Annotated in this window: 17 protein-coding genes and 1 pseudogene; 16 read left to right on the top strand and 2 right to left on the bottom strand. The window is 37.5% G+C overall.

Annotation, left to right across the window (positions count from 1 at the left end; translation table 11 throughout):
* The 3 genes from V3Z67_RS09630 to V3Z67_RS09620 all read left to right on the top strand — a co-directional run bounded on the left by V3Z67_RS09630 (position 1) and on the right by V3Z67_RS09620 (position 4,081).
* Positions 1–1,269 (top strand): PIN domain-containing protein, encoded by a 1,269-nt coding sequence (locus V3Z67_RS09630; protein ID WP_330443098.1) that lies wholly within the window; start codon positions 1–3, stop codon positions 1,267–1,269.
* Between the two features lie 97 nt (positions 1,270–1,366).
* Positions 1,367–3,253 carry a mechanosensitive ion channel family protein gene (locus V3Z67_RS09625; protein WP_330443097.1) on the top strand — a complete coding sequence of 629 codons (1,887 nt, stop codon included), beginning with the start codon at positions 1,367–1,369 and terminating at the stop codon, positions 3,251–3,253.
* Positions 3,254–3,256: 3 nt separating this feature from the next.
* Positions 3,257–4,081, top strand: coding sequence for a mechanosensitive ion channel family protein (locus V3Z67_RS09620; protein ID WP_330443096.1), 825 nt, complete (start codon positions 3,257–3,259; stop codon positions 4,079–4,081).
* On the opposite strand, the gene V3Z67_RS09615 is transcribed toward V3Z67_RS09620, so the two are convergent.
* On the bottom strand, positions 4,078–4,479 hold the full coding sequence (locus tag V3Z67_RS09615; protein WP_330443095.1) for an excinuclease ABC subunit B: 402 nt from the start codon (positions 4,477–4,479) through the stop codon (positions 4,078–4,080). The genes V3Z67_RS09620 and V3Z67_RS09615 overlap by 4 nt on opposite strands.
* A 95-nt stretch (positions 4,480–4,574) precedes the next feature.
* Here V3Z67_RS09615 and V3Z67_RS09610 point away from each other — a divergent pair, with 95 nt between their 5' ends.
* The 5 genes and pseudogenes from V3Z67_RS09610 to V3Z67_RS09590 all read left to right on the top strand — a co-directional run bounded on the left by V3Z67_RS09610 (position 4,575) and on the right by V3Z67_RS09590 (position 9,679).
* Positions 4,575–5,336: an alpha/beta hydrolase gene (locus tag V3Z67_RS09610; protein WP_330443094.1), complete on the top strand. Its 762-nt coding sequence runs from the start codon at positions 4,575–4,577 to the stop codon at positions 5,334–5,336.
* Positions 5,337–5,433: 97 nt separating this feature from the next.
* A complete protein-coding gene (locus V3Z67_RS09605) occupies positions 5,434–5,889 on the top strand; it encodes a DUF1456 family protein (RefSeq protein ID WP_330443093.1) in 456 nt (151 codons plus the stop codon).
* A 2-nt stretch (positions 5,890–5,891) separates the two neighbouring features.
* Positions 5,892–6,416, top strand: a pseudogene (locus V3Z67_RS09600) (DUF4269 domain-containing protein).
* A 162-nt stretch (positions 6,417–6,578) separates the two neighbouring features.
* Positions 6,579–8,762 (top strand): bifunctional alpha,alpha-trehalose-phosphate synthase (UDP-forming)/trehalose-phosphatase, encoded by a 2,184-nt coding sequence (locus V3Z67_RS09595; protein ID WP_330443092.1) that lies wholly within the window; start codon positions 6,579–6,581, stop codon positions 8,760–8,762.
* Between the two features lie 95 nt (positions 8,763–8,857).
* Positions 8,858–9,679 (top strand): alpha/beta hydrolase, encoded by an 822-nt coding sequence (locus tag V3Z67_RS09590; protein ID WP_330443091.1) that lies wholly within the window; start codon positions 8,858–8,860, stop codon positions 9,677–9,679.
* A gap of 70 nt (positions 9,680–9,749) precedes the next feature.
* On the opposite strand, the gene sucC is transcribed toward V3Z67_RS09590, so the two are convergent.
* Positions 9,750–10,943, bottom strand: coding sequence for an ADP-forming succinate--CoA ligase subunit beta (sucC, locus tag V3Z67_RS09585; protein WP_330443090.1), 1,194 nt, complete (start codon positions 10,941–10,943; stop codon positions 9,750–9,752).
* A gap of 148 nt (positions 10,944–11,091) precedes the next feature.
* Here sucC and V3Z67_RS09580 point away from each other — a divergent pair, with 148 nt between their 5' ends.
* From V3Z67_RS09580 to V3Z67_RS09545, 8 genes are all read left to right on the top strand, one after another.
* Positions 11,092–11,511, top strand: a complete 420-nt coding sequence (locus V3Z67_RS09580; protein ID WP_330443089.1) for a hypothetical protein — start codon at positions 11,092–11,094, stop codon at positions 11,509–11,511.
* A 281-nt stretch (positions 11,512–11,792) separates the two neighbouring features.
* Positions 11,793–13,019, top strand: coding sequence for a diaminopimelate decarboxylase (gene lysA, locus V3Z67_RS09575; protein ID WP_330443088.1), 1,227 nt, complete (start codon positions 11,793–11,795; stop codon positions 13,017–13,019).
* Positions 13,020–13,187: 168 nt separating this feature from the next.
* Entirely contained in the window at positions 13,188–13,514 is a 327-nt protein-coding gene (locus V3Z67_RS09570) for a hypothetical protein (protein WP_330443087.1), read from the top strand.
* Between the two features lie 83 nt (positions 13,515–13,597).
* Complete coding sequence (locus tag V3Z67_RS09565; RefSeq protein ID WP_330443086.1) at positions 13,598–14,461, top strand: HAEPLYID family protein; 864 nt, start codon at positions 13,598–13,600, stop codon at positions 14,459–14,461.
* Positions 14,462–14,549: 88 nt separating this feature from the next.
* Complete coding sequence (locus V3Z67_RS09560) at positions 14,550–15,104, top strand: hypothetical protein (RefSeq protein WP_330443085.1); 555 nt, start codon at positions 14,550–14,552, stop codon at positions 15,102–15,104.
* A gap of 31 nt (positions 15,105–15,135) precedes the next feature.
* Positions 15,136–15,756, top strand: a complete 621-nt coding sequence (locus V3Z67_RS09555; protein WP_330443084.1) for a DUF523 domain-containing protein — start codon at positions 15,136–15,138, stop codon at positions 15,754–15,756.
* 17 nt (positions 15,757–15,773) lie between these two features.
* Positions 15,774–16,040, top strand: coding sequence for a hypothetical protein (locus tag V3Z67_RS09550; protein ID WP_330443083.1), 267 nt, complete (start codon positions 15,774–15,776; stop codon positions 16,038–16,040).
* A 183-nt stretch (positions 16,041–16,223) separates the two neighbouring features.
* Positions 16,224–17,639 (top strand): alkaline phosphatase, encoded by a 1,416-nt coding sequence (locus V3Z67_RS09545; protein ID WP_330443082.1) that lies wholly within the window; start codon positions 16,224–16,226, stop codon positions 17,637–17,639.
* Positions 17,640–17,721: the final 82 nt, after the last annotated feature.

The following is a 17,721-nucleotide window of genomic DNA, read 5'->3' as shown; positions in this document are numbered from 1 at the left end:
ATGAAATACATATTCGTTGATACTAATATTTTTTTACATTACCGATATTTCGAAGAAATAAACTGGCTCGAAGAGTCTTGTTCTGAACAATGTAAAATTATGATTGCTCCAATTGTTATAGATGAATTAGATTCAAAAAAAATAGGTACTACTAAAATTAGTACGAGAGCAAGAAAAGTTTTAAACAGAATTGAAGAGATATATGAATTAAGTTTATCGGAAATAAGAAAAAATATATTTTTTGAGCTCATTCTTGATAAACCTTCAAAATCAATATACAACCAATACAATTTAAACTTTGACGAGCAAGACCATCGATTAATAGCAGCTATACTTGAGTTCAGTAAAAATCATCCAGTAGAGAATATTTTATTATACACAAACGATGTAGGCCCTAGATTAAAAGCTATACAATTAAATATCAAGCCTCTAAAACCTGACCCAAAATACTTTTTAAGGGAAGAGTTAACTGCTGAAGAAAAAAAAATTAAAGCCTTAGAAAAAGAAAATTTATCTTTAAAATCTAAAATACCTCAGCTTAGTCTTGAATTAGAATCTAAAAATTTTCAAAAGTTTTCTGTAATAAAAAATGATATTGAATCTCGTGAAATCTTTTATGAAAATCTCGTAAAAAAATTAGAAATAGATACTCCATACATACAAAATATACAAAACCGTTCCAAATCCCCTACTTACCTAAAGTTTTTTTTACCTAGCGAAGGAGAGATAAAATCTTATAATAAAGAATTAAAAAACTACTTTGATTCATATGAAAAAAGTTTGACAAAAATATTCCACTATGAAGACAAAGCAGGTCTTATATTTCATATTGATTTCACACTAGTTAATGAAGGTAAAATTCCTGCTAAAAACATCGACATACACTTAAGAATGCCAGCTGATTTTAAAGTTATTAAAACAGACGATTTAAAAAAAATGAAGCTTCCAACCCCTCCCGAAAAGCCCAAAGGAGGATATGAAACAATCACAATAAAACCCTCTTCTTATTTTTATAGAAATCCTATTAAAGAGGATTTCAAATTGAATTTTGTAGATACCCTTAAAATATCAAGTGATTCAAAAAATAATTATATAGATTATAACATCAACCATTTAAAACATGGATATCCTGAAGTGTTAGAAAAATTATCATTCATTTTTTCAGAGCATTCAAATATAAAAAATTTCAAAATTGATTATATCATTAGTGCTGATAATATGCCCAATCAAGTTGAAGGTAAATTGAATATAATATTTGATAAATCATAATTAATTAATTTTGAAACAAACCTTTGTTTAATCACTATTAAATTATAGCCTTTCCAAAAATTCCCTATATTTATGTGTTGTAACACAGAATATGAGGATGAACAAACTTTACCGTTTATTTATAACGATAATTGCTTTTACCATTACGCAATGTGCTTTTGCCCAAAAAGACAGTATTGCACAGGTAAACGATTCGGTTAACGCTGCTAACCTTGAGGCTTTTAATACCAAAATTGCGATTATTGAGCAACAACGCCTAAAGGACTCGGTTAAAAAAGCCGAACTGGAACAACAAATACAGTCGTTAAAAACTACTGATAATCTTAAAAAGGAAGAACTGCAAAAAGAGCTTGAAGAGCTTGAAAGCCGCGAAACCAAAAGGCTTGCCGCAAAAAAGGAACAGATAGACAAACTGCGTTCCAAAATAAAAGGGAATCCGGTTACGGGTTTCTTTAAAGACACTCTTTTCTATATTTACAGCAAACAGGGCAGTTTTTCGGCTTCCGAACGTGCCCAGGCCGTAACCCGCCGCATTGAAGAACTGGGTGGCAGGATTCTTTTTCAGCCCGATTCACTACAGGTAGTTTCTGCCGAATCGACTTCAGATGTGGTTTATCATGACAGAATAATCATAAGCCTTTCAGAGAACGATGCTATTTGGAACAACACCTCAAAAGAGGAGCTTGCCGATAGTTACAAAACCATAATTGCCAACGAGATAACCACCTATAAAAACGAAACCAGCTTTAAGACTCTGATAAAGGAAATAGCACTGGCACTGCTGGTTATTGGGGTACTGGTACTGCTTATTTATCTTTCGGGAAAACTGTTTGGCTGGACTGCCGACAAGATTAAACAGCAAAAGGACAAAAGAATACATGGTATAAAAATCAAAACCTACGAACTGTTTGATGCCGACAGGCAGGTAAACCTATTATTACTGGTAAACAGGCTTATAAAGTGGTTGTTTATTTTCCTGCTAATATACATCGCGTTACCGGTGTTGTTTGGTATTTTCCCGTGGACACAAAACTTTGCCGAAACGCTTTTCAGCTACATTCTTACTCCGGTTAAAAAGGTAGCATTTGGTGTTTGGGACTACATGCCAAACCTTATTACTATTATTGTACTGATTATTATTTTTAGGTATATACTGCGTTTTGCCCGTTTCCTTAAAAATGAAATTGCACGCGGTAACCTGCATATAGATGGTTTTTACCCCGACTGGGCGAACCCTACTTATCAAATTATACGCGTACTCATACTGGCATTCCTTTTAATAGTGATATTCCCTTATCTGCCGGGTAGTGATTCAGAGGTATTTAAAGGGGTTTCGGTTTTCTTAGGTTTTCTGTTTACCTTTGGTTCTATGGGGTCGTTATCCAATATTATTGCAGGGATTGTACTTACCTATATGCGTCTCTTTAAGATTAACGACCGTGTAAAAATTGGCGAAGTTGTGGGCGATGTGATTGAAAAGTCATTACTGGTAACCCGTATACGTACCATTAAAAACGAAATTATATCCATACCTAACTCCACCGTAATGAGTAGCCACACTATTAATTACAGCAGTGATACTATAAGCAAAGGACTTATACTCCACACCACGGTAACCATTGGGTATGACGTACCGTGGAAAGACATACAACAGGCACTGCTTGATGCTGCCGACAGGACCGAACATTTACTAAAAGAGCCTGTACCGTTTGTACTGCAAACCAGCCTGGAGGATTTTTATGTAGCCTACCAGATTAACGCCTATACAAAAGAGGCCAACAAACAGGCTGCCATATACAGCGAACTGCATAAAAACATACAGGACTGCTGTAATGAAAAAGGTATTGAGATACTTTCACCACACTATAGGGCTGCGCGCGACGGAAACATGACCACCATACCGCAAAACTATCTTGACAAGGATTATGAAGCCCCATCCTTTTATGTAAAAATGAACAAAGACAACCAAACCAAACCGGAATAAACCATGTGGGAACATATTAAAGATCTGTTAAACGAAACACTAATTACCATAGGTAAAACACAGCTTAAGGTAAGCTCCATTATTACACTTATTGTTTTTTGGACATGTGTGGCTTTCGTCATGAAAATTATAAAGAAGAGTATTTACCGCATACATAGTTTTGATGAGGCTAAAAAATATTCCATTTTTACCCTTATTAAGTACATACTCCTTGTAGTTGTTTTATTACTCTCTCTTGAGATAGTAGGTTTTAATCTTTCGGTACTGTTAGCCGGTTCTGCTGCCCTGTTGGTAGGTTTGGGACTTGGTATACAAAACCTGTTTAGTGATTATGTTTCGGGAATTGTAATACTGGTAGATTCTACCGTAAAAATGGGCGATGTTATAGAGGTAAACAACATAGTGGGAACCGTACAGGAAATACGCCTGCGTACCACCACAGTACTTACCCGCGATGATAAGTATATTATTATCCCGAACTCTGACCTTACCAAAAACGAACTGATTAACTGGACGCACAATGACCTGGCTTCCCGTTTTGATGTTACTGTAGGAGTTGATTATTCTTCGGATGTTGATTTGGTTACCCGATTATTACACGACGCTGCTGCCGAAGAGCAGGGCATACTTACAAAGCCGGAGCCATTTGTACGCTTTAACAACTTTGGCGACTCATCACTTGACTTCTCCATTTACTTTTGGGTGGAAGATGTATTTAGGGCCGAGAATGTAAAAAGTCGTTTACGCTACAAGATACTGGATAAATTCAGGCAAAACGGGGTATCTATACCATTCCCGCAAAGGGTTATCCACAAAGCTGCCGATTAATTGTGCTGGGCACGGAAAAGTGCCAGCATAATATCCGGGTCTATAAGTCCTGTTGGCGATTTTTCCATTTCCTGCAGTACGCTTCTCATGGCAAACGGACTAAGCCCCATGTTGATACCCATTTCGCGTATGGCAATCTGTTCATTTTCATGCAGTACACCATCGGCATGCATTAAAAGTGCCAGCCTGTAAAACTGCAGTATTCGTTGGTGTTCTGATTTTATAGTTACCCTTTCGGCCTCATGCTCAAAAAGGCTTTCAAAAACACTTTTATCTATACTGAGCTGCGAAGCAACTATAGCCAGAAACTGATACTCCCTTTCGTGTATCTCACCGTCTATTCTTGCAAAAGCAATCATTTCAGACAATAAGCTTAATTTTTCTTCGTAAGTGCTCATAGATTGTGGTATTTTTAGCTAATATATCGTTTTTACCGTAAAAGATTTTAATTATGGTCCGCATTTTTTTCCTATTCACCTTATCTTTATGGTGTATGACTGCCAAACCTCAAACCCCGTCTTTATCACAAAATGTGTCGACTTTTACCATCAATGCCCCGCAACTGGGTGGCGAGCGTAAAATATGGATATACCTACCTAATATATACGAGAATAGCGATAAAAAGTTTCCGGTACTGTACATGCATGACGGTCAGAATCTATTTGACAGCTTTACCGCTTTTGCCGGAGAATGGCGTATTGACGAAACACTGGACAGCCTGAAAGCCGAAACCATTATTATAGGCATAGAAAACGGAGGAGATAACCGTATAAACGAACTTACTCCCTACCCTAACGAAAAGTATGGCGGAGGCAATGGCAACAAATACCTGGATTTCCTGGTTACTACTCTTAAACCTTATGTAGATGAGCATTACCGTACCCTTAGCGATAAGGAAAACACCATGATAATGGGCAGTTCCCTTGGCGGACTCATATCATTTTATGCTGTGTTAAAGTACCCAAAAGTATTTGGTAAAGCAGGTGTTTTTTCCCCTTCATTTTGGTTTAATGATAAAATATATGATGATGTTCATGCCGTGGAAAGCATTAATGCTAAAATGTACTTTATGGCAGGCGACCATGAAAGTAGCGAAATGATTACTGATTTAGAACGTATGGAAGAACTGATTTACTTTAAGCTAACCGATAGGAAGTTCTTTCATAAAAAAATAGTACACAACGGAAGGCACAACGAAAAGCTTTGGGCAAGTCAGTTTAAAGATGCCTATTTATGGCTTACAGGCAAAAATTAATTAAATTTAGAATTATTTAGCCCTAATTAGTGATATATTGATTCATTAAAAAATTGATATATTGATTCATTGCCATACCTTTGCAAAAAATAACTTAATGAATAATAACGATATATTTAAAAAGCTAAGGGTAGCACTTCAGCTTCGTGACGACCAGATTGTTGAGATTTTACAACTGGTGGATTTCAGGATTTCAAAACCCGAGCTGGGAGCATTTTTCCGTAATGAGAACCACCCTAATTATATGGAGTGTGGCGATCAGGTACTACGTAACTTTTTAAACGGACTTATTATTCACTTACGCGGTACTAAAGATGAGCCAAAAGATCCTAAAAAAGTACTGGCAGCCATAAAAGCCGAAGCAGGTAAAGATACTTCTGCTCCAAAAAAACCGGGCACTTATAAAGGTAAACCTAAGCCAAAACCTAAAACACAGGGTGAAGTAACAGGTACTACTAAAAAACCGGTGAAAAAATTCAACAAGCCTAAAAAGAAAGAACCTATAATGGATAAAACCCGTTTTAAAAACGGCAAAAAACCAAATAAGGACTAACCTTGAACCAGTTTGACACCATAACCTATCTTAAAAAAGGCAATGCCTCACAACAGGAGGTTTATGCTGTACTAACAAAGGCCAAGGTTGTGGAAAAGCTTTCGGGCTTTACTCCGCTATTAACAGGTACCTACCCTATAGCTATAAATATAGAAAACAGCGATCTTGATATTATTTGTGAATATTAGGACAGGGAATCTTTTATAACTACAGTAACCGATAATTTTCAGTCGGAAAAAAACTTTATCATCAATGAAAAGCTAATTAACGGGGTACATAGTATTATAGTCCGTTTTTGGCTTGACGGGTTTGAAGTGGAAATTTTCGGGCAGCCTATACCTGTAAAGCAGCAAAATGCCTACCGCCACATGATAAAGGAATTTGAAATACTACAGGCAAAAGTAGAACATTTCAAACAGCAAATAATTGACCTTAAACGCAAGGGCATCAAAACAGAACCTGCCTTTGCTATACTCTTAGACATAAAAGGTGACCCTTATACCGCATTATTAAAATATTCTCTTTAATAGATTCGTAATTTTTTTCTTTCATTTTATCAATCCCTCAAAAGTTTAATAAATATATGTTAACTAACATTCTATTAAACTCGCATACGCTATTCGTTTTGTAAATTTGAGTAAACCGCCTGTATGGCATGCCTCTACTACCATCAGGTAAAAAGCCGAAAAATGAAAATTATTACCGTATCTTACAGATTACCTGTGTCTATAAAAAGACAAAAAGACAATGTAAAAATTACTCAAAGTGCCGGAGGGCTCGCAACAGCAGTACTCTCCTACTCTGAAAAAAGCCAAAAGAACCTTACCTGGGTAGGTGTAGCCGATTTTGACCAACAGCTTTGGGAAGAAAACAAAAACAACTACGACAGTAATTTTGATATTGAGCCCGTGTATTTGGAGCGCAGGCTTAACCGCAATTTTTACAATGTTTTCAGTAATTCTGTTTTATGGTCATTGTTTCATTACTTCCCTTCCTTTATAGAATATACCCACGACGGGTTTGAAGCCTATAAAGCAGCTAATGAAATTGTAGCCGATAAGGTAAACAGCATTTACGAACCCGGCGACATTGTTTGGATACACGATTACCATTTTATGGGACTAGCCAAAATAATACGCGAAAAGCACCCACAGGCTAAAATTGGATTTTTCCTGCATATCCCCTTCCCTAATTTTGAAATTTTCAGGGTACTGCCTAATAAAGTAAGGCGTTACCTTATGGAAGGTGTAATGGGTAGTAATCTTATTGGTTTCCATACCTGGGAAAATGCTATACACTTTACCGAATGTATTGAGAAAATGCTGGGCTTTCCTCATAAAAACTTCCTGTTCAGTCAGGACACCCATCGTACTAAAGTAGGCTCCTTCCCTATCAGTATCGATTTTGATAAATTCCATAATGCGTATGATAATCCTAATGTGGTAAAGCTGCGTGACGAGATTAAGGATCTATACAAGGATAAAAAAATAATCTTCTCGGTAGACAGGCTTGACTATACAAAAGGGATTACCAACAGACTAAATGCTTATGAAACCTTTCTGAACACTTACCCGGAATGGAGAGAAAAGGTAGTATTCCTGCTTGTTATTGTACCATCACGTGAGGAGATTACCAAATATGGTGAGCGGAAAAAAATGATTGAACTCAGTATTGCCCGTATAAACGGTAAACTGGGTAACTACAAATGGACCCCGGTTGTGTACCAGTACCAGTCGGTCGACTTTGACAGGCTAATTGCCTTGTACACCAGTGCCGATGCCGCACTTATATCGCCTGTAAGAGACGGAATGAATCTTGTGGCAAAAGAGTATGTCGCTTCCCGAAAAGACCTTAGAGGAGCTCTTGTATTGAGTGTAATGGCTGGTGCAGCAAAAGAACTACAGGAGTCGCTAACTATAAACCCTCACGATTTTGAACAGATAGCCCTTAAACTGAATTACGGACTTACCATGAGTGAGGAAGAACAGGCGCGCAGGCTGGAACACATGCAACGCTATTTAAAAAAGCATGATGTATTTAGATGGGCTTCCGACTTTTTAAATGAAACTGAAGAAATTCATAATAAAGATACCAAAGCAGTAACCCTTGCCGGAGACGAAAGGATTGAGCTTTATGAGAAATACGAAAGTGCGGAAAAAAGACTCTTACTGCTTGATTTTGACGGTACACTGGTAAACCTGCAACCAAAGCCCGAAATGGCTGTTCCAGATGATAAACTTATTACACTATTGAATACCCTTGCTTCCGATCCGAAAAACGATGTATGGATTATTAGCGGTCGAAACAGGGAGTTCCTGGAGAAATGGCTTGGCGAATTACCTATTGGCCTTGTTGCCGAACACGGCGGATATGTAAAAAGAGACAAATGGGAATCGGTTATAAATGGCACACCCGAATGGAAAGGCCGCGTAATAGAGATTATGCAGGATTATGTAGACACAAACTCTGAAAGTTTTGTAGAGATAAAAGAATTTGGGGTGGCATGGCACTACAGAAATGTAGAGCAAAGGCAGGGCTTCCTGGCATCGCGTGAATTGCTTTCGTTATTAAAGAATCAGCTGTACAACATGCCTACACAAATTATAGACGGCAATAAGGTGATTGAGGTTAAACACTTCCTTGCCCACAAGGGGACTACTTATAAAAACAGTATTTATAATGAAGATTACGACTTTATACTTGCCTTTGGCGATGATAAAACCGATGAAGATTTGTTCGAAAAACTTACAGGCAGTTATCAGCATTCAGTTAAGGTAGGGGCAGGTAATACATCAGCAAAATACAGGGTACAGTCGGTTGAAGAGGTACTTGGTTTCCTTAAAGAGTTAACACAGTGTAATGTTGTAAAATAGTCACAATAAAAGAAGTAAGATATAATCCCGGCTTTACGTCGGGATTTTTTTATATTTGAGCTACCATCTTTTAATAATATCTAACATCATTTTCAATGAAAAAACAACTTATCATTTTTCTTTTTCTGCTTGCTGCTACAGTGAGTAAAGCACAAACAGAATACCTTACCAAAACCAACATTCAGTATTACGATCAGACAACAAACAAATCAGATTCCTACATAGCCGAACGTTGCGTGCTGGACATATATTTTCCAAAAAACACCAAAAACTTTGCTACCATAGTATGGTTTCATGGCGGAGGGATAACTCAGGGCAGCAAAGAAATCCCCGAATACCTTAAAAACAAAGGCTATTGCATTGTTGGGGTTAATTACCGATTAAGCCCTAATGTAAAAGCACCTGCTTATATTGAAGACAGTGCCGCTGCCGTAGCATGGGTATACAATAATATTGAAAAATATGGCGGGGATCCATCGCTTGTTTTTCTATCGGGTCACTCTGCCGGAGGTTATTTGGTAAGCATGGTTGGACTGGATCAAAAATACCTTGCCAAATATGATATCGATTCTAATAGGATTGCCGGACTTATTCCGTTTAGCGGGCAGTGCATAACTCACTTTACCGTAAGAAAAGAAAGAGGCATCCCTGAAAAGCAACCATTTGTAGATGACTATGCTCCGTTGTTCCATGTACGTGCCGATGCTCCTCCTTTACTTTTAATTACAGGTGACAGGGAAATGGAAATGCTGGGACGCTATGAGGAAAACGCCTATATGGCACGAATGATGAAAATAGCGGGCCACAAAGACACCCGTCTTTATGAGCTTGAAGGTTATGGCCATAACATGACCGAACCCGCCTTCCCCCTACTGGTTAAGGAAGTTAACCGAATTATAGAACTTAAGAAGAAATAAAAAAATATCCAATAAAAAATCCCTCGCATTGCGAGGGATTTTTATATATAAAACCTGTTGGTTTATCTTATTAGCTTAAAGCATTTTTAACCTGATCTGCAGCTTCCTGGAATAGAGTAGCAGAAAGGATTGGCATACCTGAGTTATCGATAAGTTCTTTAGCGATATCTGCATTAGTACCCTGTAAACGTACAATGATAGGCACGTTGATAGAGTCACCCATGTTTTTGTAAGCGTCAACAACACCCTGAGCAACACGGTCACAACGAACAATACCACCAAAAATGTTGATAAGGATAGCTTTTACGTTTGGATCACGAAGGATGATACGGAAAGCAGTCTCTACACGTTTAGCATCTGCAGTACCACCTACATCAAGGAAGTTAGCCGGCTCAAAACCTGCATACTTAATAAGGTCCATAGTAGCCATTGCAAGACCTGCACCGTTTACCATACAACCTACAGTACCGTCAAGGTCAACATAGTTAAGTCCTACTTCTTTCGCTTCAACCTCAATTGGGTTCTCTTCGCGAACGTCGCGCATATCTGCATATTCTTTTTGTCTGTAAAGAGCGTTGTCATCAAGAACAACTTTAGCATCTACAGCAAGAATTTTGTTATCTGAAGTTTTAAGTACAGGGTTGATTTCAAAAAGAGATGAATCACTTTGTACATAAGCAGTATAAAGAGAGTCAACAAATTTTACCATTTCTTTGAATGCATTACCTGAAAGACCAAGGTTAAATGCAATTCTTCTTGCCTGGAATCCCTGTAAGCCTACTGCAGGATCAATTTCTTCAGTAAAGATAAGGTGAGGAGTTTTTTCTGCAACCTCTTCGATATCCATACCACCTTCAGTAGAATACATAATCATGTTACGTCCTTTACCTCTGTTTAGAAGTACAGACATATAGAACTCTGAAGTTTCACTTTCTCCGGGATAGTAAACATCTTCAGCGATAAGTACCTTATGAACTTTTTTACCTGTTGGAGGAGTTTGAGGCGTGATAAGATCCATACCTATAATCTGTCCTGCAATCTCTTCTACCTGCTGAAGGTTTTTTGCAAGCTTAACACCACCACCTTTACCGCGGCCACCTGCGTGGATCTGTGCTTTTACCACATACCATTCTGTTCCGGTTTCGGCAGTTATTTCTTTAGCGGCAGCAACAGCCTCCACAGCATTGTTAGCTACAATACCGCGCTGTACACGTACGCCGTGGCTTGCCAGTATTTGTTTTCCCTGATATTCGTGTAAATTCATAATTAATGCATTTATCTTATTAAAAGTGGAACAAAAATAGAAAATTCAATCCAATGACCGAAAGTATTTTTAATTTTTTATCCAATCCTTAATACTGGGTCACGCAACCCTTTTTAGGTTTAATCATCTAATAGTAAAACCATTGCCTATGAAAACCATAAAATTACTATTATTACTGGTCATTACAAGCTTAACATTAAGCTGTAATAATGATGATGACAACCGTCCTGTTGAGAACAGTTTTTACGACAGCTGGTCACTTATAAAAGTAAATGGCGGGTTTGCAGGAACCAGCGAGGAATTTGAGCCCGGAACCATTGTTTGGCAATTTAATGAAAATGGTACTGTTACCATTACCAATAATAATACTGATGAGGAGGCTAATGATTATTTTGAGTCAGGTAATTACAGCTATCAGTTTATGGTGACCGAATCGACTACATTTGGCTGTGAAACATCTCTTATTGTTAATGATAATGATTTGGGGTGCTTTAAAATGCAAAACAATACCATTACACTTGATGAAACATATATAGATGGCTATGTAATAACCCTTGTAAGACAGTAAGCCCTCACCTATTTAGTCAGAATCATATTTATTTATATAGTTAACCACAACATCATTTTTTAATTGTTACCCAGTTCCGGGCAAATCCATAAGCTACTATACGTCACTGCTGCTTAAAGGATGAGCCCGGTATTTTTTTATCGTTATTTAAATCGTTATAGTAAAACGCATTAGTTATATTTATAACTTTTTGTTATATTTTGTTAGTATACTTTAATTAATTGACTGGAATTGAATTTGTAAATAATTTTGCTACCGAAACAAGTATATCTTAGAAAAGAATGGAAGCAAAAAATTTATTACAGTTAGCCGAAGAGTTTGGGAGTCCTTTATATGTGTATGACGCGGCTAAAATCCAAACGCAGTATTATCGTTTAGAAAATGCGTTTTCAAAGGTAAAAAATTTAAGAATCAATTATGCCGTAAAGGCGTTATCAAATATCTCTATACTAAAATTGCTTAAACAGATGGGTTCCGGCCTTGATACCGTTTCCATACAGGAAGTGCAACTCGGTATTATGGCCGGCTTTGAACCCGAAAACATTATATACACCCCAAACGGTGTATCTATGGAAGAGATTGAAGAGGTAGCTGCCTTTGGCGTACAAATAAATATAGACAACCTGTCCATACTGGAGCAGTTTGGCGCAAAACACCCTAACACACCGGTATGTATCCGTATCAACCCTCACGTAATGGCGGGTGGTAACAGCAATATATCTGTAGGGCATATAGACAGTAAATTTGGTATTTCAATACACCAAATGCCTCACCTTTTAAGGATTGTAGAAAATACAGGTATGAACATTAACGGTATACACATGCATACCGGATCTGACATACTTGATATCGAAGTATTCCTTTATGCTGCAGAGATACTGTTTAAAGCAGCACTTAACTTTAAAAACCTTGAGTTCCTTGATTTTGGAAGCGGTTTTAAAGTACCATACAAAAAAGATGATATTCAAACCAATGTAGAAGAACTGGGTAAAAAACTGAGCAAGCGTTTTAACGCTTTCTGTCAGGAATATGGTAAAGACCTTACCCTTGCTTTCGAACCGGGTAAATTCCTGGTAAGCGAAGCAGGTTACTTCCTTGCAAAAGTAAATGTGGTAAAACAAACCACCTCTACTGTATTTGCAGGGATTGATACAGGTTTTAACCACCTTATACGCCCTATGTTTTATGGTTCGCACCATCACATTGAAAATATAAGTAACCCTAAAGGAAAAGACCGTTTTTATTCGGTTGTAGGATATATATGTGAAACCGATACGTTTGCAAGCAACAGAAAGATTGCTGAAATAAAAGAAGGCGATGTACTTTGTTTCAGAAATTCGGGGGCATACTGCTTCTCTATGGCTTCAAATTACAACTCAAGGGTTCGTCCGGCAGAGGTATTATGGTATGAAGGAAAAGGTCACCTTATCAGACAAAGAGAAACTTTTGAAGATATAATCCGTAATCAGGTTGTTATGGATTTTAAAAACGAACCTATTACGGTTTAGTTAGGTTATATATACTTGTTATTGTTTCAGGACCGGGGCTGTAAAGCTTCGGTCTTTTGTTTTTGTTAAAAACCTAAAATAACGTTATACCTATACCTATTATAATATATTTGCAGTATGTATCTGGCACTAAAAAACAGTAACTTTTTAAAATACATATGGGGATTTATGTCACTGTACGTACTAAACTGCTGTATAGATGTACCTACACCCCATGGGGTTAAGGAAGACCTTACTATTAATAAGCAGGAAAGTATACTGGAGCTTATTATAGAAAAGCTAATGGGGTTTGATGATGCCCTTGCCGAATATTACGATAACGACAGTGATACCGATTCTTTCAAAAAAATAGGCTTTGATTTATTTATTATTCCTTCGGCTTCTGTAACACAAAAAAAATTCCTGCCTGTAAACGCAACACAAAACCTTAAAGCCGACTTCAACAGTATTGGCGTTCTGTTTTTTGAGATTCCCTACCCTCCTCCCGAAGTATAGTTTATTATCCGTTACAATCACTTTTACCTTGTGCTAAAAAGCATGAGGCTAAATGCTTTTGTTTAATAGTTAATAAATTAAAAATGAAAACTTTTTTAAAGGCAATATGTATTGCCTTACTTCCCTATTGTATAAATAACGGCTATGCCCAAACAAATAATGAATTACCAAATACTATAACCGACAGTCTTTATATTGCCGAGGTACAAGATAAAAATGAACCTGTAAAAGTACTCCATGCAGAACCCTTATACATAGACCTTATCAGGGATCTTGGGGCCCGCAAAGGCGAACGCGAATGGAACGTGGGCATGGGGCTTACAGATAAAAATACACACGATGAATACATTGCTCTTGTAGAGTATGAATGGGCTCCGGTAAACAGACTGGGACTTGAGGTAGAGCTTCCGTTTTCGTTTTATTATCCGGTAAATGGTGAAACCAATACTCCTTCCAGTAAACTGAATAGTCTTAAAATGGCGGTACAGTACTCCTTTTTTGTATCCGAAAAACTAAAAACCTCTATGGCTGTTGGGTATATTCAGGAATTTGAACTTACCGATTTTAATCAATACAGCAGTTCACCCCTTTTTACAGGTAATGTGTACAATCCGTTTTTTATCGCTGCAAAACGATGGGGACAAAACTTTCATACCCTTCTCTATACAGGACCACAGGTATTTCATCATTTTGAAGGTAATATCACTCATACCATTTGGCAAATCAATACTAACTTTCATTACATGATACCCGGTACGCGCAATTTTGTAGGTGTAGAATTTAATAAAGAGGCACAAAAACATTATTTTGATATGACCATAAGACCCCAAATGCGTGTAAGTGTTGCCGATAATATCTTGATAGGTATAGTGACCGGTATTCCCGTAAACAGGGAGAACGAAAGATTCAGCACCTTTTTAAGGCTTATTTACGAACCTGGTCATTAATTGTTAACCGTTTGGTTAAGTTGTTTTTTGTTTAAGCCCGGGTTGTATTGCCCGGGCTTTTTATATATTTGAGTAATAACAACCCAAAATGAAAAAAGCAATAACCTTACCTTTACTAATCGCTGTTTCCTGCCTTATTGCAGGCATTTATGGTGTATTACATGACCAGATAACCTATACCATATCTCCCGAATATTATACAAAATATAAATTCATTCAATTCGGTCTCACAGAATTTGGAATGCCCGAAAGAACAAATAGAGTAATGGCTGCTATTGTAGGATGGATGGCGACATGGTGGGTAGGATTGATATTAGGAATTATATTGTCATTAACAGGGCTTATACACAAAACCTGGCAGCAAATGTTTAAAGTTACACTAAAAGCTATTCTCATAAACTTATTGGTGAGCTTTATTTTTGGCATTTTAGGTTATTTATATGCATTGGCATTCATGCCTCATGAGTGGCAAGATTATTTGAGTTTTTGGGATGTACCTTACGAAATAGTTGATATTAAAAACTATTTAAGGGTAGGATGTATTCATACTTTCGGTTATTTGGGCGGAGTTATTGGACTACCTATTGCCATAGCATATAGTATTAGAACTAAAAGAAGAATTGCCCGCAGTACAATTATATAATTAATTATATTTGAATAAATTACCTTACATCATGACAGATATTAATTATATAAAATCACTCAGGATTCCTACCGCCCAAAATCCGCTTCGCATACTTATGAGCGCATGCCTTAAAGGTATAAAGTGTGGTTATGATGGTACTGCAAACGGTGAATACCCAAGCGCTTTAAAAGTATTACAGTATGATACCGTAAAAGTAACAACGTTTTGCCCGGAAGAGTATTCTTTTGGTTCACCACGTGAAATGTGTGACATACATGGCGGAACCGGAATGGATGTACTTAACGGTAAAGCAAAAGTATTAACCGATAGCGGAATAGACTGGAGCGAGGGAATGATTGCAGCTTCAGAGAAAATGCTGGAAATAGCCAAAGCAGAAGCTATAGAGCTTGCTATATTAATGGATGTAAGTGCTGCCTGCGGAAGCCAGGTTATTTATAATGGTAATCGCTTTGCCGAAAATAAAGTATATCAAATAGGTATGGGAGTTTGTGCGGCCCAGCTTATGCGAAACGGATTTAAAGTTATAAGTCAGCGGGATTATGCCAGCCTTGAGTTGGTATATTCTAAAATTGACTCAGCACATAAAATTAAAACCGATGCTATGGACCATCATGAAATCAACTGGTATAAAGAATATTTTAATGTCTAAACACGGTTAAAGCAAAAATGAAACTGTTACTCAAAAGCACACTATTATCCATACTGGTATTCTTTTCGGTTTCGTTTATTATGATATTGCCTCAGCTTAATCCTTTATCTGATACCTACGGATTTAATATCAAAATAGGATTCCCTTTTGTATATTACTATCAGTTTTGGGCGGGGCATGATTTTCTAAACTGGGAATGGAAAATAATAAACCTTATACTGAATTGCCTAATTACATGGGTAGTCGTTACCGGAATTTATTATTTTATAAAAAAACGTAATTAAGGTCAACTAGCCCAAAATGTTAAACCTCAAGCTGTTCATTAAAACTTGTGTAACTTTGCTAAGCGGCCACTTAAACTTTACTACAGTTTTCCTTAAAGTTTAAATAACATTGCTCTTTAACCCCTTATGGGTATAGTTGTGTAAATTTGGCGGATTCCTATTTACGATTAATAAAATAAAAAAATGAACAGGAGAAAATTTTTCAGGAACGGTTCGCTTTTCACCATAGGCACTGCTGTCCTTAATCCTTTTGAAGGTACTGCACAGGTACTTGACATCAATAATTTAGATAAAAACAAAAAGGCTAAAAACATTATATTCATGGTTAGTGACGGTATGAGTACCGGTACGCTAAACATGGCCGATTTATACCTTAACCGTAAAAACGGTAAAGGGTCTAACTGGTTACAGCTTTATAAAGACCAGCGCATTAGCAGAGCACTTATGGACACGGCTTCGGCCAGTTCTATAGTGACCGACTCTGCTGCGGCTAGTTCATCGTGGGGTGGCGGTGCAAGGGTAAACAACGGTTCCCTTAATGTAGGCCCTAACGGAGAAAGAAACATGCCGATATGGCAAAAATTCAAAAAAGCAGGTAAAATGGCTGGCTGTGTTACTACAGTACCTATTACACACGCTACTCCGGCAGGATTTTGTGTAAATAGCGACAGCCGTAATGCACAGGCCGAAATTGCAGAAGAGTATCTAAAACTGGGTTTTGATGTAATGATGGGTGGTGGCAATAATTACTTTAGTGCCGATAAAAGAAAAGACAAGAAAGACGTTTATGCCGATTATAAAGCTAAAGGATGGCAGGTTGCCCGTACCCGTAGCGAAATGATGGCAGCAGGCAATGACAAACCTATACTTGGTGTTTTTGCTGATGACGGACTTCCATATACCATAGACCGCAGAAGCAGTAAAGAACTTACCGACAACACTCCTACCCTTGCCGAAATGGCTCAAAAGGCTATAGACCGCATGAAGGGGCACAAAAACGGTTTTGTGCTTCAAATTGAAGCCGGTAAGGTAGACTGGGGTGCACACGCTAACGATATTGGTGCACTTTTATACGACCAAACTGCTTTTGACGATGCTATTAAAGCAGTAATTGATTTTGCCGAAAAAGATGGCAACACCCTTGTTGTTATCACTACCGATCACGGTAATGCCAACCCTGGTATTATTTACGGTAAAGAAGCAAACAGTAACTTTGACAGCATCCAGAACTATACTCAAACTAACGAATGGATACTTAACAGTATTCATAGCGAAACAAGTGTAGATCAGGTTAGGGAAATAATAAAACATGCTAACGGAAGGACTATCTCTCAGGAGGAGGCTAAAACCATACTGGGCTATTATAACGGACTTGAAAAAGAAGACGGACTATATAACTACAAACACTTACCGTTTAAGGCTTTTGCAGAAATGCAAAAAGAACACAACTCGGTTGGATGGATTAGCATGAACCACTCTGCAGATTATGTAGAGCTGGCAATGTTTGGTCCGGGTAGTGAATTGCTTAAACCATTTGTTAAAAATATCGACCTGCATTACCTTATGCTGGAAGCAGCCGAAGTAGAGAACAAATTCTAAACTTACTTATACTATAATATCAAGGTGCCTTTATGGCACCTTTTTTTATATATTGCAGCATTGTAAACAACCACACCATGTT

This window comes from Flavobacterium sp. C4GT6 (genome assembly GCF_036347315.1).
Classification (GTDB): domain Bacteria; phylum Bacteroidota; class Bacteroidia; order Flavobacteriales; family Flavobacteriaceae; genus Flavobacterium.
This window is presented reverse-complemented; position numbering and strand designations above follow the sequence as displayed.